The organism is Streptomyces sp. ALB3, assembly GCF_044385685.1.
Classification (GTDB): Bacteria; Actinomycetota; Actinomycetes; order Streptomycetales; family Streptomycetaceae; genus Streptomyces.
Genome location: NZ_JBISCE010000004.1, coordinates 126,225 through 146,004, shown reverse-complemented (window position 1 = coordinate 146,004; position 19,780 = coordinate 126,225). Strand labels below are relative to the sequence as shown.

Genomic DNA, 19,780 nt, shown 5'->3' with positions numbered 1-19,780 from the left:
CCGGTGGCTACTTCTGCTCGACGCGCACCCAGTCGATCTCCGCCTTGATGCCGCCCTGCGCGACCCGGTCGACGCTGGACTGCGGGAGCCCCCAGTAGGGCTGGGTGACCTTGTTCCACCCGGCGGGGTAGGCGCCGCCGAGAGCCAGGTTGAGGATGACGTACTGGTCGTGGTCGAAGACCCACTTGCCGCGGGTGGACTCCAGCTTCTGGCGGGAGGTCTGCTGGACGACGCGGTCGTCGACGGTGAACGTCATGCCTTCGGGCGTCCACTCGACGCCGTAGGTGTGCCACTGGTCGGCCCGGCCGCCGTTCGGGTAGGTCTGCTGCCTGCCGACGTTGCCGTCGGCCGAGTACCCGGGGCCGTGCAGGGCGGAGCTGGTCCAGTCGCCGTAGCCGATGTTCTCCATGATGTCCGTCTCGCCGGAGCCGGGCCAGGAGACCGCCGGGTCGTCGACGTCGCTGCCCAGCATCCAGAAGGCCGGCCAGTAGCCGTCACCGACCGGCAGCTTCATGCGGGCGCTGACCTTGCCGTAGGTGAAGTCGAACTTGGTGTTGGTGTCGACGCGGCCCGAGGTGAAGTCGAAGGTGCCGTCGGGCGTGGAGGTGCAGCCCTTGCAGTACTTCGACTCCAGGACGAGGGCGCCGTTCTCGGTGCGGATGTTGGCGGGCGAGTCGACGTAGGCCTGCGACTCGCCGTTGACGGGGCCCATCTCCGTGCCGGTGCGCACCACACGCCACTTGGAGCGGTCGAGGCCAGGGCCGGTGAAGTCGTCGAAGAACTTCGTGGTGTAGGCGCCACCGGGGTTCCTGGGCAGGGCCGGGTAGGCGGCGCTCGCGCTGCCGCCGGTGCCCCAGACCTGGAACTCGTAGAGGGAGTAGCCGAACTGGGCGGTGGAGGGCGCCGGGTTGTGGAAGGAGCGGCGCTCCTTGCCGAGCATGCGGACGTAGCGGCCGGTGGCCGGGGTCGGCAGGGTGATCGTGTCGTGGCGCCCGACGGCGTCGCCCGGTGCCTCGACGTCGGCGCGGCGGGCGGCGGCCTCGGCGGCGGACGGGCGGTGCACCGTGCGCCAGGTCCTGTTGTCGTCGGAGACCTGGATCTCGTAGTCGACGGCGTAGGCCGCCTCCCAGTAGAGGTCGAGGCTGCTGATGGTGGAGGTGGCGCCGAGGTCGACGCCCACCCAGCGGTCGGCGTTCCAGTCGGACGCCCAGCGGGACCTGTCCGCCTTGAGGTCGGCGGGCCAGCCGCCGTCGGTGACGTAGGCGGGCGAGTTGCCCGCGTGCTGGTAGAGGTTGCCGAAGGCGGGGTGGTTCAGGGCCAGGTTGGTGCGGGTCGTCGAGGCGGGAGCCGGCTCACCGCCGTACACCTGGAAGGAGAAGAGGGAGTAGCCGTAGGGGGTCGCGCGCTCCACTCCGCGCATCCGGACGTAGCGGCCGGTGACCTCCTGGGGGTAGGTGTGGGCGGTGACGGTGCCGCCCGCGCCCTCGGTCTCCGTGTAGAAGGGCGTCCAGCTCGTTCCGTCCTTGGAGACCTCCAGGACGTAGCGCTTGCCGTAGGCCGCCTCCCACTCCAGTCTCACCTGGTTGATGCGGATGGTGGCGCCCAGGTCGACGCGTATCCAGGCGTCGTCGGCGAAGTTGCTGGACCAGCGGGTGGCCGGGTTGCCGTCGGCGGCGGCGCCGGGCTGGACACCGGCGTTCTCGCTGCCGGACGCGGTGACCGCGGCGGGGTCCGCCGTGTGGGCGGACGCGGCTCTGTCCGTGTCCCAGGCGGCTGCCGCGGCCGTGGCGGCGGGGCCGGGGGCGGGTGCCGCGACGGCCGCGGGGACGGCGAGTGCGGCGAGGGCGGCGGTGGTGGCGATCAGCATCGTGCGGGAGGGCATGTGGGGGTGCTCCTGTGCGAGTCAGTCGGACCGGCTGTTCCGGGTGAGGCGGATCGTGTCGCGGTACCACTTCGCGCTGTCCTTGAGGGTCCGCACCTGGGTGTCGTAGTCGACGCGGACGATGCCGAACCGCTTGTCGTAGCCGTAGGCCCACTCGAAGTTGTCCATCAGCGACCAGGCGAAGTAGCCCCGGACGTCGGCGCCCTGCGCGCGGGCCTCACGGACGGCCTCGATGTGGTCGGCGAGATACGCGGTGCGGTCGGTGTCGGGTACGGAGCCGTCGGCGGCGACGGTGTCGTCGAAGGCGGCGCCGTTCTCCGTGATGACGGTCGGCAGCGCGTAGTCGCGCTGGAGCCGCAGCAGCAGATCGGTCAGTTCACCGGGGGTGATCTCCCAGTCCATGGCCGTACGGGGCAGGTCGCGCTCCACCCCCCGGACGACGGGGAGGCCGTCGGCGCCGGTGGGCGATCCCTCCTCGGTGACGCCGGAGAACAGCGCGCCCCGGTAGAAGTTGACGCCCAGGACGTCCAGGGGGGTGGAGACGGCGTCCAGGTCGCCGTCCTGGACGGGCAGTTCGATGCCCTGGGCGGCGAGGTCGTCCACCACGTCCTGCGGGTAGCGCCCGTGGACGATCGGGTCGAGGTAGAGGCGGGTGCCCATGCCGTCGGCACGGCGGCAGGCCTCCCGGTCGGCCTCGCTGTCGGTCTCCGGGGTGGCGGTGCCGAGGTTCAGGGTGATGCCGAGTTCGAGCGGACGCGTGCCCGCGGCCTCGCGCATCTGCCGGGCGGCGAGGCCGTGGCCCAGGAGCAGGTGGTGGACGGCCCCCATGGCGTCGCCCATGTCGGTGCGGCCCGGGGCGTGGGCACCGTAGGCGTATCCGAGCATCGCCGAGCACCACGGCTCGTTGAGCGTCGTCCAGTGTTCGACCCGGTCACCGAGGGCCTCGTAGGCGAGCATGGCGTAGTCGGCGAACCGCAGCGCGGTGTCGCGGGCCGGCCAGCCGCCCGCGTCCTCCAGCTCCTGCGGCAGGTCCCAGTGGTAGAGGGTGATCCACGGGGTGACGCCCTTGCCCTGGAGCTCGTCGACCAGCCGCTTGTAGAAGTCGAGGCCCTTGGCGTTCGCGGGGCCCCGGCCGCCCGGCTGGATGCGCGGCCAGGCCAGCGAGAAGCGGTACGTGTCGACGCCGAGGCCCGCGATCAGCTCCACGTCCTCGGGCATCCGGTGGTAGTGGTCACAGGCCACGTCGCCGTGCTCCGCGTTGTGCACCGCACCCGGCACGCGGCAGTAGGTGTCCCAGATCGATGGCGTACGGCCGTCCTCGGAGGCCGCGCCCTCGATCTGGTACGCGGACGTGGCGACGCCCCAGCGGAAGCCGGCGGGGAGTCCCCGGACGACGGCGGGCTGCAGGCTGCTGCGGGGCGTGACGAGATTCATGGGACTCCGTAGATCCGGGTGGTCTGGGGGTGGTGAGCGGCGGTGCGGAGGGTCAGTGGTGCAGCCAGCAGGCGACCTCGCGGGGCGCGCCGGCGTCCGGCGCGGCGAGCACCGGGACGCGCTCCGAGCACGGCTCGAAGGCCTTGCCGCAGCGTGGGTGGAAGGCGCAGCCGGCGGGCATCGCGGACAGGTGCGGGGGCGACCCGGGGATGCCGGAGAGCTCGCGGCGGGGGCCGTGCAGCGCGGGGAAGGAGTGCAGGAGGCCCTCGCTGTAGGGATGGCGGGGGTCGCGGTAGATCTCGGCGGCGCCCGCCTGCTCCACGATCCGTCCGCCGTACATGATCGCGATCCGGTCGGAGAACTCGATCAGCAGCGAGATGTCGTGGGTGATGAAGACGACGGAGAAGGAGAGGCGCTCCCGCAGCTCCACCAGCTTGCGCAGGATCTGGCGCTGCATCACGACGTCGAGGGCGGTGGTGGGCTCGTCCATGATGACGATCTCGGGTTCCAGGGCGAGTGCCATCGCGATCATCACGCGCTGGCGCATGCCGCCGGAGAGCTGGTGCGGATAGGCGGCGAGCCGGTCGGCGGAGATGCCGACGAGGCTCAGCAGTTCCTCGGCCCGCGCGGTGCGTTCGGCGGCCCGCATGCCGGGGCGGTGCGCGGCGAGGACGTCGGTGAGCTGGCTGTGGACCGTGTGCACCGGGTTGAGGGAGTTCATCGCCCCCTGGAACACGATGGACAGCTCCTGCCAGCGGAAGGCGCGCAGCTCGTCCGGGGTGAGGGAGAGGATGTCGATGCTGTCCCCGCCCGGCCGGTGGTAGTGGACGTCGCCGCCGGTGATCACCCCTGGCGGGGAGAGCAGCCGGGTGACCGCGTACGCGAGCGTGGACTTCCCCGAGCCCGACTCGCCCGCCAGGCCGAGGACTTCACCGCGGTGCAGGGTGAGATCGATGTCCCGCAGGGCGCGGACGCCGCTCGCGCCGGTGCCGTAGTCGACGTTCAGGCCGCTGATGGTGAGGATCGGCTCGGCGGTCATGCGCTGGGCTCCTTGCTGGGCGTTCCGGGCGACTCGGGGGTGCCGGACGGCGAGGGCTCACCGGACGGCTGGACTGCGCCGGCACGGTCGACCGGGGTGAAGCCGGGCGACGCGGGCTCCTTCGGCGCGGCGGTGCGGGCCACGGGGGTGAAGCCCACCCGCATCCGGACCTTCCGGGAGGCGCCCGTCGCGGTGCGCAGACGCGGGTTGACGAACTCGTCGATGCCGAAGTTGATGAGGGAGAGAGCGGTCCCCAGCAGGGCGATGCACAGCCCGGCGGGCACGAACCACCACCACGCGCCCTGGGCCAGGGCCTGGTTGGACTGGGCCCAGAAGAGCACGGTGCCCCAGTTCCAGTGGGAGATGTCGGCGACGCCGATGAAGGCGAGGGTGATCTCCGAGAGGACCGCGAAGATGACGGTGCCGACGAAACCGGACGCGATGACGGCGGTGAGGTTGGGCAGGACCTCGAACAGGATGATCCGCCAGGTCGACTCGCCGGTGGCCCGTGCCGCCTCCACGTAGTCACGGCGCCGGAGCGACAGCGTCTGGGCGCGCAGCACGCGGGCCCCCCAGGCCCAGGAGGTGAGGGCGATGACCGCGGCGATCAGCAGGTCCCCGGTGTCCTCGACGAAGCTCGCGATGATGATGATCAGCGGCAGGCCGGGGATCACGAGGAAGATGTTGGAGAGCATCGAGAGGATCTCGTCGGCGGCTCCGCCGAGGAATCCGGCGCTGACCCCGATGAGCACGGACAGCACGGTCGCCAGGATGCCGGCGAGGAACCCCACGAGCAGCACACCGCGGGTGCCGACCAGGATCTGCGAGAGGACGTCCTGTCCGGTCTGTGTCGTACCGAACCAGTGGTCGGCGGAGGGCGGCTGCAGGAGCTGGTCGCTCATCGCGTCCGGGTCGTACGGGGCGAGCCAGGGACCCGCCACGGCCAGGACCACGAAGAACGCGAGGATCAGCAGCCCGGTACGGGTCTTCCCGCCGCGCAGGAAGCGGAACTTCGCACGGCCCGCGGCGGCCGGGGCGGGAGGGTCGTCGAGTACGGCGACGTCGGTGGCGGTGACGGCCATCGGGATCAGGCCTCCTTGCGGGTGCGCGGGTCGAGGAGGGCGTAGGCCATGTCGGCCAGCAGGTTCGCGGCGAGGACGGAGAGCGTGATGATCAGGAAGACGCCCTGCATCAGCGGGTAGTCCTTGGCTCCGACGGCCTGGAACAGCTGGAAACCGATGCCCGGGTAGGAGAAGACCATCTCCACCAGCAGGGTGCCGCCGACGATGAAGCCCAGCGAGAGGGCGAAACCCGAGATGTTGGGCAGGACGGCGTTGCGGGCCGCGTACGAGAACATCACCCGGCGCTCGGACAGCCCCTTGGCCTGCGCCACCATGACGTAGTCCTCGGAGGAGACGGTCACCATCATGTTGCGCATGCCGAGGATCCAGCCGGCGATGGCGCTGAGCACGATCGTCACCCCGGGGAGCACCCCGTGGTAGAGCGCGCTGGAGATGAACGGCCAGTCGAAGGCCGGGACCAGGGAGTTGTCGTAGCCTCCGGCGGCCGGGAAGATCTGCCACTTCACCGCGAACAACGCGATGGCGATGAGGCCGAGCCAGAAGTACGGGATGGCCGAGATGAAGGTGGTCACGGGCAGCAGGCCGTCAAGCCAGGAGCCCCGCCGCCAGCCGCTGTAGACGCCGATGCCGGTGCCGAGCAGGAAGCTGATCAGGGTGGTGATGCCGACCAGCGCCAGCGTCCAGGGCAACGACTGGGAGATCACCTCGCCCACCGGGGTCGGGAAGAAGGTGAAGGACAGGCCGAGGTCGCCGTCGAGCAGGTGTGACCAGTAGTCGGTGTACTGCGACCAGACGGACTGGTCCTCGTCGAGTCCGAACAGCGCCTTCAGGGAGGCGATGGCGGTGGTGTCGAGCTGCCCCTGGTAGCGGCTCATGAGGGCCTCGACCGGATCGCCGGGCATCAGGCGCGGGATCAGGAAGTTGATGGTGATGGCGGCCCACGCGGTGACCGCGTAGAAGGCGAGCCGCTGGAGGATGTACTTCACTTCGCTGCTCCCTCGGCGGTGGTGCCCTCGTACAGCCAGCAGGCGGCCCACTGGCCGTCCGCCAGGTCGAAGCGCGGCGGCAGTTCGGTGCGGCAGCGCTCCATGGCCTTCGGGCAGCGGGGGTGGAAGCGGCAGCCGTCCGGCGGGGCGATCAGTGAGGGCGGCTCGCCGCTTCCGGTCTCTTCCTGCGCTTCCTCGTCGGCCACCCGGTCGGGGTCCGGCGCGGAGGCGATCAGCAGCTGGGTGTAGGGGTGCGCGGGGCGCTGGGTGACGGTCTCGCTGTCACCGCCCTCGACGATCCTGCCCGCGTACATCACCAGGGTCGTGTCCGCGAAGTAGCGGGCGGACGCGATGTCGTGGGTGATGTAGAGGATCGCGAGGTGCAGGCGCTCCTTGAGGTCGCGCAGCAGGTTGAGGACGCCGAGCCGGATCGACACGTCCAGCATGGACACCGGCTCGTCGGCGAGCAGGACCTGCGGGTCGGCGCCGAGCGCGCGCGCTATCGCGACGCGCTGGCGCTGTCCGCCCGACAGCTCGTGCGGGAACTTGTCCAGGAACTGATGAGGAGGGGTCAGCTGGACGCGTTCCAGCAGGGCGGCCAGGTTGCCGTCCAGGTCCGCGTCCCCGTTCCCCGCCCTGTCGTGGATCCTGAGGGCACGGGTCAGGTGGTAGCGCACGGTGTGCACCGGGTTGAGCGAGGCGAAGGGGTCCTGGAATATCAGCTGGACCTGCTTGACGTACGTGCGGAAGGACCGGCCGCGCCCGGCCTTCACCGCCGTGCCGCCGAGGTGTATCTCCCCCGAGGTGAGCGGGTACAGCTGGGCGAGCAGCCGTGCGACGGTGGACTTTCCGGAGCCCGACTCCCCCACCAGGGCCGTGACGGTGCCGCGCCGGAGCTTCAGCGAGACGTCGTCGACGGCGTGGACGGTGCGGCGTCTGCGGGCGAGGAGGTCGCCCGCGGTGCGCCGTACGGGGAAGTGCTTGGTGACTCCGCGTGCTTCGAGCACCACGTCGTTCTCGGTGCGCACGTCTGCGGACTGTTCGGTGGTCATGGTCGGTTCTTCCCCGGGCTCAGAGGGTCCGGCAATTGGGGGGTGGGACGAGGAGCGGGTTCGGCCGCGTGCGGCGGCGAGAAGGACGAAGGCGGCGACGGGGGGCGGCCGGGGCCTCCCCCTGCCCGGACGGAGCCGGGGGCTCGGTGGGCGTGTGTGCCCGCCCCCGCTCCGCCGCCCCCCGGTCGCCGGTCCCTCACTTGGCGGGCTTGAGGTTCAGCACGACTTCCAGCGCGTCGGGCTGGGTGTGCTGCGGGGCTGCGTACGGGTCCTTCTCCGTCGGCCAGCCCACCCAGTTCTTCGTGGAGTACTCGGCACCGATGGGGGCCGCGGCCGTCGGGACGACCGGCGCCTGCTCGACCATGATCTTCTGGAGGGTGTTCATGGCCTTGGTGCGCGTGGCGTCGTCGGTCGCGTTCGCGTACTCCTTCAGCGCGGCGGTGGCCTCGGGGCTCTTGAAGCGTCCGAAGTTGCCGAGCTGCGAGCTCTTCCCGATGGGCTGGAGGATCGCCCCGTCCATGATGTTCTGGTACATGTCGTACGGCGTGGCACCGCTGTTGGTCCAGTGCAGGGTGGCGTCGAAGTTGCCGGTGGCGACGTCGTTGCCCCAGGCCTCGGCGGTCTGCGTCTTGACTTTCGCCTCGATGCCGAGCTGCTTGATGTTGTCCTTGATGATGGACAGCCCGGTGATGTAGTCGTTCCAGCCGGCCGGGTCGGTGAAGGTGAGCTCGACGGGCTTGCCGGCCGGGTCCTTCAGGACTCCGCCGCTGAGCTCGAACCCGGCCTCGTCGAGGATCTTCTTGGCACCGGCCACATCGGGCGCCGTGGTGGCGCTCTTGTACTCGGGTGCGAGGAAGGGCTCCCCGGCGGGCAGCGGGATCCCGGTCGGGTTGCTGATCTCCGGGTAGAGGGTCGCCTGGGCCTGCACGTGGATCGCCTTGCGGTCGATGACCATGGCCATCGCCTTGCGCAGGGCCGGGTTGTCGAACGGCTTGCGTGCGGTGTTGAACCACAGGCCGTGGATGCCGAGCCCCGAGGGGAACCACAGCTTGTGGTTCTTGGGGTCCTTGGCGATGTACAGCTGCTTGTAGTTCGGCATGAAGACGAACGACCACTCGAGCTTGCCGTTCGCCAGGGCCGTCGTCGCCGCGCTGTTGTCGTTGTACGCGGAGTAGCGCAGCTCCTTGACCTTGGTCTCGCCCTTCCAGTAGGAGGGCGTGGCGGTCAGGGTGGTGGTCTGCGGTGTGAAGGTCTTCAGCTTGTACGGGCCGGAGCCGACCGGGTTGCGGTTGGGCCAGGTCTCCGGGTTCTCGACCTTCTCCCAGATGTGCTTGGGCACGACGTACGTCGTGATGATCTTGTTCTGGTTGACGAACTGGGATTCCTTGAAGGTCAGGACGACCTTCTCGCCCTCGACCGCGATGCCGTCGTAGGGGATGCCGTTCCCGTTGAGCGCCGGGTGCTTCTTGAGCAGCTCGAAGGTGAAGGCGACGTCGGCGGCGGTCAGCGGCTTCCCGTCGGCCCACTTGGCCCGCTTGTCGAGCGTGAAGGTGAGCTTGGTGAAGTTGGACTCCCAGTCCCACGCGGTCGCGAGCCAGGGGTCCGCCTTGTCGGTCGGGCGGATCTGGTTCGTCATCGCCAGCGGCTCGTAGATCATGAACCGGTATCCGAGTGTGGCACCCGCCGAGGTGGCGAGGAACGGGTTGCTGTTGTTGGTCTGCGGCCCGTCCGGCTTGCCGAGGGTCAGCACGCCGGAGGCACCGGCGCCACCTCCCTTGTTGGCGCCCGAGTTGGCGGACGAACAGCCGGCGGCGAGCGCGACCACCGCGATGGCGATTGAGAGCGCTCTCACGGTGTGACGACGGCGTACGGACATGGCTACTCCAGGAGGACTGCGGGTCTGGGAGATCCGGTGGCGTGGCAGCGCTGGACGCGCCTGGGGCGGGCGGTGCGGGTGCGGCTGGTGCGGGGATGCGGACGGGTGACCGGCGGGGCCGGGTCCCTTACGGCGCCGAGTGGCGCACGACCAGTTCGGTGGGCAGCACGACCGGGCCGTCCGGTACGGCGGTGCCGCCGAGGTGGGAGAGCAGCAGGCGGGCAGCCGCCTCGCCCATCTGCCGCGTGGGCTGATGCACGGTGGTCAGCGGCGGTTCGGTGTGTTCGGCCATCGGGATGTCGTCGAAGCCGACCACCGCGATGTCGTCGGGTACGCGCCGGCCGGCGGCCCTCAGGGCGCGCAGCACCCCGGCGGCGCTGATGTCGTTGTGCGCGAAGACGGAGTCGAACTCGGTTCCCGACGCGAGGAGTTCCTCCACGGCGAGGCGGCCCCGGCGTTCGGTGAAGTCTCCGTCCACCACCAGCTCGGTGGGCAGGACCGAGCGGAAGCCGGCGAGCCGGTCACGCACACAGCCGAAGTGTTCCGGGCCGGTGACGACCAGGGGTCTGGTACGCCCGGCCGCCCGGAGATGACGGGCGGCGGACGCGCCTCCCTCGTGGTTGGTGGTCACGACGGAGGGGAACTCGGGGTGGTGGCCCCTGTCGTCGATCAGGACGATCGGCAGGCCGGAACGGTGCAGTGCGGTGAGCTGGTCGAGCGTGTTCTCCGGTTCGACGACGACGAGCCCGTCGAAGGCACGCGCCGACACCTGGGTGGTGAAGCGCTCGACGGACTCGGCGCCCCGGTTGCAGGTGAAGAGCAGCAGCCCGTAGTCGGCGGCCTCGACCGTGTCGACGACTCCCTGGAGCACCTCGCCCATCCAGGGCCAGGTGAGCGAGGGCACCAGCATGCCGACCGTGCGACTGCTGCCGCGGGCCAGTCCGACGGCTCCCGAACTGGGTACGTAGCCGAGGTCTGCGATCACTTCACGAACGCGGGCGGCCGTCGAGACGTCCACTTCGCCCTTGAGGTTGATGACCCGCGACACGGTCGTCTTGCTGACACCGGCCTCGCGGGCGACATCGGCGATGGTGACACGCAACGGGGCCTCCATGGGCCGGACAGGGCAGGGTGACGGGACGGGCTCGGTACCGGTTCCGCAACCGGTACCGGAACCGGTACCGGCGTTGCGGCTGGAGTTAACCGCGCCGGAACAGAGGCGTCAATACTTCACGTCGAGATTGGTCCGTACCCATGGCCGAGGCACGTCCCACCGGGCTTGTGTTCACTGCTTGAACGCGCTCTCGCGCCAGGGGACTCACCTCGGCGGTCCGACGGGTGGCCCCCGTGCGGCGCGCTCCGACCCCGGTGGCGTACCGGTGGTCCGCTTCGCGCCGGCTTCTCGATCGCACACGGCACGAGGAAGGTGCCGCCGCCCCCCGGGCAGGCCGCGCGACCCGGCCAGGGCTTGACGACGGCCGAGGGACCGGGAGGGTTCCGGGCCCGCCTGCCGCCCCCGGACACGATCCACTGCCGGGACTCCGTCAGCGGCGCCCGGATCGCCTGGTCGTGGTCCCGGGAACGAGGGCGACGGAGCAAAGGCCCGGCTGCACACCTGCAACGGTCCGGGGCGGCGCGGCCGGGGCTGGGCCGGCGCGGCGGCGCACGCGTGCCCGGGAGCGACGGACCGGGCCACGGCGGACGGTGCCCGTGTCCGGAGGTGTCCGGAGTCCTGCGTACACGGGCGCGGGCGCGTGGAGGGGCGGCCACGGCGGGAGTACGCGGACGGCCGCTCGTGCCGCCCCGGCAGGAGTTCCGGGGCGGCACGAGCGGCCGCGGCGGTCCCAGGGGTGTCCGCACCGTCCCGCCCGGTCCGCCGTGTTCCCCGGCGTACGACGGGACTTCGCGGCGGGCCCCTAGTCGGTCGGCTCCACGCCCACACGCAGCAGCCCGTAGGTGTACGCGTCCTCGAGCGCCTGCCAGGACGCGGCGATGACGTTCTCCGCCACTCCGACCGTCGCCCAGTCGCCGGTTCCGTCCTTCGTGGTGATGAGCACCCGGGTGGTGGACTCCGTGCCGGTGCGGCCCTCGAGGATGCGGACCTTGTAGTCGACCAGCTCGAACTTGGCGAGCTGCGGGTAGATCCGCTCCAGGCCGACGCGCAGCGCCCGGTCCAGGGCGTTGACCGGGCCGTTGCCCTCCGCCGTGGCGACGATCCGCTCGCCCTTCGCCCAGAGCTTCACGGTCGCCTCGTTGGCGTGGGTCCCGTCGGGGCGGTTCTCGACGATGGCCCTCCAGGACTCGGTGCGGAAGTAACGCCGGGGCCTGCCCTCGACCTCGGTGCGCAGCAGCAGCTCGAAGGAGGCGTCGGCAGCCTCGTAGGTGTAGCCCTTGAGCTCTCGTTCCTTGACACGTTCGACGACCCGCTGGACGAGTGCGCGGTCCCCTCCCAGGTCGATGCCGAGCTCCTTGCCCTTGAGCTCGATGGAGGCACGGCCGGCCATGTCCGAGACGAGCATCCGCATGGTGTTGCCGACGCGTTCGGGGTCGATGTGCTGGTAGAGGTCCGGGTCGACCTTGATCGCGGAGGCGTGCAGTCCGGCCTTGTGCGCGAAGGCGGAGACGCCCACGTACGGCTGGTGGGTGGAGGGCGTGAGGTTGACGACCTCGGCGATGGCGTGGGAGATGCGCGTCATCTCCGCGAGCGCGCCCTCGGGCAGGACGGTCTTGCCGTACTTGATCTCCAGGGCGGCGACGACCGGGAAGAGGTTGGCGTTGCCGACCCGTTCGCCGTATCCGTTGGCCGTGCACTGCACATGGGTCGCGCCGGCGTCGACGGCGGCCAGCGTGTTGGCGACGGCGCAGCCCGTGTCGTCCTGGGCGTGGATGCCGAGCCGGGCGCCGGTGTCGGCGAGGACGGTGGCGACGACGGCCTGGACCTGGGCGGGAAGCATCCCGCCGTTGGTGTCGCAGAGGATGACCACGTCGGCGCCGGCCTCGTGGGCGGTGCGCACGACCGCCTTGGCGTACTCGGCGTCGGCGCGGTAGCCGTCGAAGAAGTGCTCGCAGTCGACGAAGACCCGGCGGCCCTGCTCCCGGAGATGGGCGACCGTGTCGCGGACCATCTCCAGGTTCTCCTCCAGGGTGGTGCGCAGGGCCAGTTCCACGTGACGGTCGTGGGACTTGGCGACCAGCGTGATCACCGGGGCGCCCGAGTCCAGGAGCGCCTGGACCTGCGGGTCGTCGGCGGCCTTGCCACCGGCCCTGCGGGTGGCGCCGAACGCGACGAGCTGTGCGTGCTCGAAGGTGATCTCCTGCTGGGCACGGGCGAAGAACTCGGTGTCACGGGGGTTGGCGCCGGGCCACCCTCCCTCGATGAAGCCCACGCCGAAGTCGTCCAGATGCCGGGCAATGGTCAGCTTGTCCGCGACCGTCAGGTTGATGCCTTCACGCTGCGCACCGTCGCGCAGGGTGGTGTCGAAGACATGGAACGTGTCGTCGGGGACCTTGGCCTTGGTGGTCATGCTGATCTGACTCCTGTCGGGTGAGCGGATCCGGACGAATCGGCTCCACTTGCCCCCATCCTCTCGCGTGCCTCGCTTGCGGCCGTGGTGTGGGCCGGAAAACGAAAAAACCCCTCGCGGGTGCGAGAGGTCTGCGCGCGGGTCTGGGGCACGATGTCCGTTCCGTACGTGGTGGTACAGGACGGTCACTGCGGACCGGCGCGCCTGCTGCCGGTAATCATGGCGAACGAGGACACGGCAGCAGTGTGGCACAACGGCCCGCCCCCGTCCCGGGGTGTCTCAGGATGCGGGCGGGATGCCCGTCGCCCCGGAGGCCTGCCCGGGCAGGAGCGTCTCCTCCACGTACCGGCGCGCCTCGTCCAGGACCTGCTCACGGCCGGTTCCGGGGATGCCGACGGTGACGTGGACGCTGAACCCGTCGAGCAGCGCCCGCAGCCGGGTCGCGGCCCGGTCGGTGTCCACGGCGCGGAACTCACCGCGTGCGATGCCGTCGGACAGGAGTCCGACGAGGTCGCGGTGCCAGGCGTCCTCGATGGCGGCCTGGCGGGCGTGGGCGTCCTCGTCGGCTCCCTGGGAGCGGTTCCAGACCTCCAGCCACAGCGTCCAGTGCGGGTCGCGGTGACCGTCGGGGACGTACAGCGCGATGTAGGCGCCGAGCCGCTCGCGTGCGCTGCCGGGCCCGGCGAGCAGGGCCCGGCGCTCGGCACCGAGCCGCGCCTCGCTCCACTCCAGGGTCTGCAGCAGCAGTTCGTCCCTGGTACGGAAGTAGTAGAGGAGGTGCCCGCTGCTCATCCGCACCTCGCGGCCGAGCCCCGCCATCGTGAGCCCGTCGAGGCCCCGCTCGGCGACGGTGGCCATGACGGCGGCGAGCACGTCCTCGCGGGGCGGGGCGATGTTGCGACGGCGCGGGCTACGGGGCACGGTCTCAGATCCTGGGCTGTTGCTGCGTGATGCAGTGGATGCCTCCACCACCGGCAAAGATCGTACGGGCGTCGACGGGTGTCACCGTACGGTCGGGGAACAGGTCGGCGAGGACGGCGGCCGCCTCCTCGTCCCTGGGGTCGTCGAACGCGCAGAGGACCACGCCGTCGTTGCAGAGGTAGTGGTTGATGTAGGAGTAGTCGTTCCACCCGCCGTCGGCGTCCCTCAGCGCCGTGGGAGCGGGGATCTCGACCACCTCCAACGGGCGGCCCTGCGCGTCGGTGGCGGCGCGCAGGATGCGGACCGTCTCACGGGTGACCTCGTGGTCCGGGTGGGAGGGGTCGGGCTGGACGTGGGCGACGACGACTCCGGGACGCGCGAACGCGGCGACGATGTCGACGTGGCCGAGAGTGCCGTAGGTGCCGTAGTCCCCGGTCAGGCCCCGTGGCAGCCAGACGGCCTTCTCGGTGCCGAGGCGGGCGTGGATCTCCTCCTCCACGGCACTCCGGGTCCAGCCGGGGTTGCGTTCCTTGCCCAGCTGCACGGTCTCGGTGAGCAGCACGGTGCCCTCGCCGTCCACGTGGACGGCGCCGCCCTCGTTGACCAGCGGCGAGCTGTGCACAGGCACTCCGGCCAGCTCGGCCACGCCCCGCGCGATGTGCCGGTCGTGTTCCCAGCGGGCCCAGCCCTGGGCGCCCCAGCCGTTGAACGTCCAGTCCACGGCCGCGAGTTGCCGGGCCTCGGGGTCGACGACGAAGGTCGGGCCGATGTCCCGCATCCAGGCGTCGTCGAGGGGGCGTACGGCTGTCTCGACGTCCGGCCCGAGGAGCGCCCGCGCGCTGTCCTCCTGCCCGGGTCCGACGACGACGGTGACCGGTTCGAAGCGGCGCACGGCGCGGGCGACGGCCGCCCAGGCGCCGCGCGCCTCGTCCAGCTCGGCCGCCGTGGTGAAGGTGGGGTTGGGGCCCGGCCAGGCCATCCAGGTGCGCTCGTGGGGGGCCCACTCGGGCGGCATGCGGAAGGTCATGGCGGTCCTAGAGGAAGTAGAGGCGGTTGAGGGAGACGGATTCGGCGGCCGGTGAGCGCAGCGGGTCGCCGTCGAGGGTGACGAGACCGGTGTCGCCGTCGACACCGACCTGCCCGGTACGTGAGTTGAGGCGCAGGTCCGCCGGCCCGATGCCGCGCGTGCCGCGGACCGCGACCCTGCGCCGGCGGGTGGGCATGAGGTCGGCGCCCAGCTGGGTGGCGGCCTCCGCGACGAAGGCGACGGACAGATCGGCGGCCGTGGCCCCGTAGGAGCCGAACTGCGGTCCCAGGACGAGCGGTTCGCAGGTGTCGGTAGCGGCGTTGGGGTCGCCCGTGACCCCGTAGGCGGGGAAGCCCGACTTCAGGACCAGCTGGGGCTTCGCGCCGAAGAACTCGGGTCGCCACAGGACGATGTCGGCGAGCTTGCCGGTCTCGATCGAGCCGACCTCGTGCGACAGGCCGTGCGCGATGGCGGGGTTGACGGTGAGCTTGGCGATGTAGCGCAGCACCCGGGCGTTGTCGTCACCGGGACCGTCGCCGTCCATGGGACCGAGCTCGGCCTTCATCTTCGCGGCCATGGCGAAGGTGCGCCGTACGGTCTCGCCCGCCCGGCCCATGCCCTGCGCGTCGGACGAGGTGATCCCGATGGCGCCGAGGTCGTGCAGCACGTCCTCGGCACCCATGGTCCCGGCCCTGATCCGGTCGCGGGCCATGGCGGCGTCGCCGGGCAGGTCCGTCTTGAGGTCGTGGACGGAGACGATCATCCCGTAGTGCTCGGCGACCGCGTCACGGCCGAAGGGGAGCGTCGGGTTGGTGGAGGACCCGATGACGTTGGGCACTCCCGCCATCTTCAGCACGTTGGGCACGTGCCCGCCGCCGCAGCCCTCGATGTGGAAGGCGTGGATCGTGCGGCCCTCGAGCACGCTCAGGGTGTCCTCGACGGACAGGCACTCGTTCAGCCCGTCGCTGTGCAGCGCGACCTGGACGTCGTGGTCCTCGGCCACCCTCAGGGCGGTGTCCAGGGCGCGGGTGTGGGCTCCCATGTCCTCGTGGACCTTGAAGCCGCAGGCGCCGCCCTCGGCGAGGGCCTCCACCAGCGGCGCCTCGTGTGAGGAGGAACCGCGGCCGAGGAAGCCGATGTTGACGGGCCACGCGTCGAAGGCGTTGAAGGCGTGGCGCAGGGCCCACGGGGAGTTGACGCCGACACCCCAGACCGGGCCGAACTCCTGGCCGATGATCGTGGTGACACCGGAGGCCAGGGACGCCTCCATGATGCGCGGGGAGAGCAGGTGGACATGGGGGTCGACGGCACCGGCCGTCGCGATGAGGCCCTCGCCGGAGACGATCGTCGTGCCCGTGCCGGTCACCACGTCCACCCCGTCGAGGGTGTCCGGGTTGCCGGCCCGTCCCACCGCGGCGATACGGCCCTCGCGGATACCGATCGAGACCTTGCGGATTCCCAGCACCGCGTCGATGACCAGGACGTTGCTGATGACGACGTCGCAGGTCTCCCGGACCGCGGCGGCCTTGAGGTGCAGGCCGTCCCGGGCCGTCTTGCCGAATCCGGCGAGGAACTCGTCCCCCTGCCTCTGGGCGTCGGACTCCACGCGGACGGTCAGCCCGGTGTCGCCGAGCCTGACGCGGTCCCCGGCACGCGGCCCGTGCACGGAGGCGTACTCGTACGGATCCATCAGTTCCCCTCCCCCGCTCCGAGGTAGCCGCAGGCCGCCGCCCTGCGCAGCGCCTCCTCCTTCGCGCCCGGCGCGTCCAGCGGTCCGTCGACGAGCCCCGCGAACCCGATCGCGATCCGGTCGCCGCCGATCGGGACCAGAGGCGCTTCGGCCGTCTCCCCCGGGCCGAAGCGGAGGGAGGAGCCGGCGGGCACGCCCAGCCGCATCCCGTAGGCCGCCGCGCGGTCGAAGCGGAGCCGGGGGTTGGCCTCGAAGAAGTGGAAGTGGGACGTCACGCTGACCGGGACGGTCGCGGTGTTGCGGACGGTGAGCCGCACGGACGGTTCCGGGGCGGCCGTGGGAGGGCCGGGGAGGAGTGCGCCGGGCGCGTCGTCGCCCAGCGTGCCGCCGGAGAGAGGGTGACTGACCACCGCCAGCCGCGAGCCGTCGTCGAACACGGCTTCCACCTGGACCTCGGTGACCACGTCCGCCACACCCGGCAGCACGTCGTCCGGCCCCAGCACGGCGTGGGCGGCCGCGATCGCCTCGGCCAGCCGCCGTCCGTCCCTGGCGGCCTCGCAGACGGTGTCCGCGATCAGCGCGGTCGCCTCGGGGACATTGAGCCGCAGGCCGCGGGCGCGCCGGGCCCTGGCCAGCTCGGCCGCGCCGAAGAGCAGCAGCCGGTCACGTTCGGTCGGGGTCAGTCGCACGTCGCCGCACCTCCTGGTTGGAGCAGCACTCTAACCAGGTTTTGAGCGGCGCTCAAAACTCGGACCCGGAAACGGCGAAGGCCGCGCCCCGGGGAGGGGCGCGGCCTGGCGGGTACGGCCGGTGACTAGCCGAGTTCGTGCATCCAGCCGTGGGTGTCCTCGGCGATGCCGCGCTGGATGTCCAGCAGGCGCTCGCGCAGCTTCAGGGTGACCTCACCGGGGGTGCCGTCGCCCTGGGTCCACTCGCCGTCCGCGGACTTCACGGTGCCGACGGGCGTGATGACGGCGGCGGTACCGCAGGCGAAGACCTCGGTGAGGGTGCCGTTCTCCGTGTCGGCGCGCCACTGGTCGATGGAGACGCGGCCCTCCTCGGAGGTGTAGCCGAGGTCACGGGCGACGGTGAGCAGGGAGTCACGGGTGATGCCGGCGAGCAGCGAGCCGGTGAGGGTGGGGGTGACGATCCGCTTGCTGCCGTCCTCCTGCCCGTACACGAAGTAGAGGTTCATGCCGCCGAGCTCCTCGACCCACTTGTGCTCGACGGCGTCGAGGTAGGCGACCTGGTCGCAGCCCTGCGCCGCGGCCTCGGCCTGGGCGAGCAGGGAGGCGGCGTAGTTGCCCCCGGTCTTGGCGTCGCCGACGCCACCGGGGACGGCGCGCACCCGGTCCTGGGAGAGCCAGATCGAGACCGGCTTCACGCCGCCGGGGAAGTAGGCGCCGGCGGGAGAGGCGATGACGATGAAGAGGTACTCGTTGGCCGGCCGGACACCGAGGCCCACCTCGGCGGCGATCATGAAGGGCCGCAGGTAGAGGGACTCCTCGCCGCCGTGCGGCGGGACCCAGGCCTGGTCCTGCCGGACCAGGACGTCACAGGCCTCGATGAAGGTCTCCACGGGGAGCTCCGGCATCGCGAGCCGGGCGGCGGACCGCTGGAAACGGGCGGCGTTGGCCTCGGGACGGAAGGTGGCGACCGTGCCGTCGGGCTGCCGGTAGGCCTTGAGGCCCTCGAAGATCTCCTGCGCGTAGTGCAGCGTCATGTTGGCCGGGTCGAGCGACAGCGGGCCGTAGGGCACGAGCTGCGCGTCGTGCCAGCCGCGGCCTTCGGTCCAGCTGATCGTCACCATGTGGTCGGTGAAGTGCCGGCCGAAGCCGGGGTTGGCCATCGCCGCCTCGCGCTCCGCGTCGGACAGCGGGTGCGAGGAGGGCTTGAGCTCGATCGTGGGCGTCGTCATGAGTGCGTGTCCTTCACCGGTCTTGTGTGTGATGGACCGCGCTCACGTCTGCCCCTGTCCGGCAGCGCCGGGCAGGTTGTAGGACGTCCGAGCTCTACGGCGAGCCGCGGTCCCGCGTTCGATTATCTCCCGGGGGCGGCCCTGCACGAAATGACTCGTTTGCGGTGACGTCCACGGTGACGCTCACGCGACGCGAGAACGCGGTCCAGGGGTCGATGGTGGCACCCGGGGACCGCGAGGTGAAGCCGCCGGGTGCGGTTGCGACCCGGCGGCTTCGAAGTGGAGACGTCGGGTCAGCTCGCTACGCGTTCCACGAGTGCGTCGCCGATCTCGTCGGTGGTGCGCGCGTTCTTCCCGTCACGCTCCGCGAGGTCGGCGGAGACCGCCTCCTCGATGCGCACGGCCTCGGCCTCGTAGCCCAGGTGGCGCAGCAGGAGTGCGACGGAGAGGATCGTGGCCGTCGGGTCGGCCTTCCCCTGGCCCGCGATGTCGGGCGCGGTGCCGTGCACCGGCTCGAACATGGACGGGAAGGCACCCGTCGGGTTGATGTTGCCGGACGCGGCCAGGCCGATGCCGCCGGTCACGGCCGCGGCGAGGTCGGTGAGGATGTCACCGAAGAGGTTGTCGGTGACGATGACGTCGAAGCGCTCCGGCTGGGTGACGAAGAAGATCGTCGCCGCGTCGACGTGCAGGTAGTCGGTGGTGACCTCGGGGAACTCGGCCGCGACCTTGTCGAAGGTGTTCTTCCACAGGTGCCCGGCGTGCACGAGGACGTTGTTCTTGTGGACCAGCGTCAGCTTCTTGCGCGGACGGGCGGCGGCACGCGCGAAGGCGTCCCGCACCACGCGCTCCACACCGTGGGCGGTGTTGACGCTCACCTCGGTGGCGATCTCGTGCTCCGTGCCCGTGCGCAGGGAACCACCGTTGCCCGTGTACGGGCCCTCGGTGCCCTCGCGGACGACGACGAAGTCGATCTCGGGCCGTCCGGCCAGCGGGGTGGCGGTGTTCGGGAAGAGCTTCGACGGCCTGAGGTTGATGAAGTGGTCGAAGGCGAAGCGCAGTTTCAGCAGCAGCCCGCGCTCCAGCACGCCGGACGGCACGGAGGGGTCTCCGATGGCGCCGAGCAGGATGGCGTCGTGGCCCTTGAGGGCTTCGAGCTCCGCGTCGGGAAGGGTCTCACCGGTGCGGTGCCATCGCTGGGCGCCGAGGTCGTACTCCTTGGTCTCCAGCTTCACATCCTGCGGGAGAACAGCGTTGAGAACCTTGAGGCCCTGGGTGACGACCTCCTGGCCGATACCGTCGCCGGGGATCACTGCGAGATCGATGCTGCGAGACATGGGGGAAGCCTA

The 19,780-nt window shown here is 71.0% G+C and carries 15 protein-coding genes; all 15 read right to left on the bottom strand.

What is annotated here, in order from left to right; translation table 11 throughout:
• Positions 1–7: 7 nt before the first annotated feature.
• The gene (locus tag ACHFIV_RS06065; RefSeq protein WP_398964457.1) at positions 8–1,882 is read right to left on the bottom strand and encodes a discoidin domain-containing protein; all 1,875 of its coding nucleotides are present in this window, start codon (positions 1,880–1,882) and stop codon (positions 8–10) included.
• 21 nt (positions 1,883–1,903) lie between these two features.
• Entirely contained in the window at positions 1,904–3,316 is a 1,413-nt protein-coding gene (locus ACHFIV_RS06060; protein WP_398964456.1) for a GH1 family beta-glucosidase, read from the bottom strand.
• 52 nt (positions 3,317–3,368) lie between these two features.
• Complete coding sequence (locus ACHFIV_RS06055) at positions 3,369–4,355, bottom strand: ABC transporter ATP-binding protein (protein WP_398964454.1); 987 nt, start codon at positions 4,353–4,355, stop codon at positions 3,369–3,371.
• Positions 4,352–5,437 carry an ABC transporter permease gene (locus ACHFIV_RS06050; protein ID WP_398964451.1) on the bottom strand — a complete coding sequence of 362 codons (1,086 nt, stop codon included), beginning with the start codon at positions 5,435–5,437 and terminating at the stop codon, positions 4,352–4,354. Before ACHFIV_RS06050 ends, ACHFIV_RS06055 begins: the two co-directional genes overlap by 4 nt.
• A gap of 5 nt (positions 5,438–5,442) precedes the next feature.
• Positions 5,443–6,423, bottom strand: a complete 981-nt coding sequence (locus ACHFIV_RS06045) for an ABC transporter permease (protein ID WP_398964449.1) — start codon at positions 6,421–6,423, stop codon at positions 5,443–5,445.
• A complete protein-coding gene (locus ACHFIV_RS06040) occupies positions 6,420–7,475 on the bottom strand; it encodes an ABC transporter ATP-binding protein (RefSeq protein WP_398964447.1) in 1,056 nt (351 codons plus the stop codon). Before ACHFIV_RS06040 ends, ACHFIV_RS06045 begins: the two co-directional genes overlap by 4 nt.
• A gap of 196 nt (positions 7,476–7,671) precedes the next feature.
• The gene (locus ACHFIV_RS06035; protein ID WP_398964445.1) at positions 7,672–9,351 is read right to left on the bottom strand and encodes an ABC transporter substrate-binding protein; all 1,680 of its coding nucleotides are present in this window, start codon (positions 9,349–9,351) and stop codon (positions 7,672–7,674) included.
• Between the two features lie 127 nt (positions 9,352–9,478).
• Entirely contained in the window at positions 9,479–10,453 is a 975-nt protein-coding gene (locus tag ACHFIV_RS06030) for a LacI family DNA-binding transcriptional regulator (RefSeq protein WP_398964443.1), read from the bottom strand.
• Between the two features lie 814 nt (positions 10,454–11,267).
• A complete protein-coding gene (gene cimA, locus ACHFIV_RS06025; RefSeq protein ID WP_398964442.1) occupies positions 11,268–12,875 on the bottom strand; it encodes a citramalate synthase in 1,608 nt (535 codons plus the stop codon).
• A gap of 279 nt (positions 12,876–13,154) precedes the next feature.
• Positions 13,155–13,796, bottom strand: a complete 642-nt coding sequence (locus ACHFIV_RS06020) for a TetR/AcrR family transcriptional regulator (RefSeq protein ID WP_398964441.1) — start codon at positions 13,794–13,796, stop codon at positions 13,155–13,157.
• 4 nt (positions 13,797–13,800) lie between these two features.
• Positions 13,801–14,823, bottom strand: coding sequence for an agmatine/peptidylarginine deiminase (locus ACHFIV_RS06015; RefSeq protein ID WP_398964439.1), 1,023 nt, complete (start codon positions 14,821–14,823; stop codon positions 13,801–13,803).
• Positions 14,824–14,830: 7 nt separating this feature from the next.
• Positions 14,831–16,513: an urease subunit alpha gene (locus ACHFIV_RS06010; RefSeq protein WP_398964438.1), complete on the bottom strand. Its 1,683-nt coding sequence runs from the start codon at positions 16,511–16,513 to the stop codon at positions 14,831–14,833.
• On the bottom strand, positions 16,513–17,202 hold the full coding sequence (ureA, locus tag ACHFIV_RS06005) for an urease subunit gamma (protein WP_398964436.1): 690 nt from the start codon (positions 17,200–17,202) through the stop codon (positions 16,513–16,515). The genes ACHFIV_RS06010 and ureA overlap by 1 nt, the downstream gene beginning before the upstream one ends.
• 125 nt (positions 17,203–17,327) lie before the next feature.
• The gene (locus ACHFIV_RS06000) at positions 17,328–18,431 is read right to left on the bottom strand and encodes a branched-chain amino acid aminotransferase (RefSeq protein ID WP_398964435.1); all 1,104 of its coding nucleotides are present in this window, start codon (positions 18,429–18,431) and stop codon (positions 17,328–17,330) included.
• A 293-nt stretch (positions 18,432–18,724) separates the two neighbouring features.
• A complete protein-coding gene (locus ACHFIV_RS05995; RefSeq protein ID WP_398964433.1) occupies positions 18,725–19,768 on the bottom strand; it encodes a 3-isopropylmalate dehydrogenase in 1,044 nt (347 codons plus the stop codon).
• Between the last annotated feature and the right edge of the window lie 12 nt (positions 19,769–19,780).

Bases quoted from the DNA above. Each gene is read 5' to 3' on its own strand.
- ACHFIV_RS06065 (WP_398964457.1), bottom strand. From the start codon at position 1,882: ATGCCCTCCCGCACGATGCTGATCGCCACCACCGCCGCCCTCGCCGCA.
- ACHFIV_RS06060 (WP_398964456.1), bottom strand. From the start codon at position 3,316: ATGAATCTCGTCACGCCCCGCAGCAGCCTGCAGCCCGCCGTCGTCCGG.
- ACHFIV_RS06055 (WP_398964454.1), bottom strand. From the start codon at position 4,355: ATGACCGCCGAGCCGATCCTCACCATCAGCGGCCTGAACGTCGACTAC.
- ACHFIV_RS06050 (WP_398964451.1), bottom strand. From the start codon at position 5,437: ATGGCCGTCACCGCCACCGACGTCGCCGTACTCGACGACCCTCCCGCC.
- ACHFIV_RS06040 (WP_398964447.1), bottom strand. From the start codon at position 7,475: ATGACCACCGAACAGTCCGCAGACGTGCGCACCGAGAACGACGTGGTG.
- ACHFIV_RS06035 (WP_398964445.1), bottom strand. From the start codon at position 9,351: ATGTCCGTACGCCGTCGTCACACCGTGAGAGCGCTCTCAATCGCCATC.
- cimA (WP_398964442.1), bottom strand. From the start codon at position 12,875: ATGACCACCAAGGCCAAGGTCCCCGACGACACGTTCCATGTCTTCGAC.
- ACHFIV_RS06015 (WP_398964439.1), bottom strand. From the start codon at position 14,823: ATGACCTTCCGCATGCCGCCCGAGTGGGCCCCCCACGAGCGCACCTGG.
- ACHFIV_RS06010 (WP_398964438.1), bottom strand. From the start codon at position 16,513: ATGGATCCGTACGAGTACGCCTCCGTGCACGGGCCGCGTGCCGGGGAC.
- ACHFIV_RS06000 (WP_398964435.1), bottom strand. From the start codon at position 18,431: ATGACGACGCCCACGATCGAGCTCAAGCCCTCCTCGCACCCGCTGTCC.
- ACHFIV_RS05995 (WP_398964433.1), bottom strand. From the start codon at position 19,768: ATGTCTCGCAGCATCGATCTCGCAGTGATCCCCGGCGACGGTATCGGC.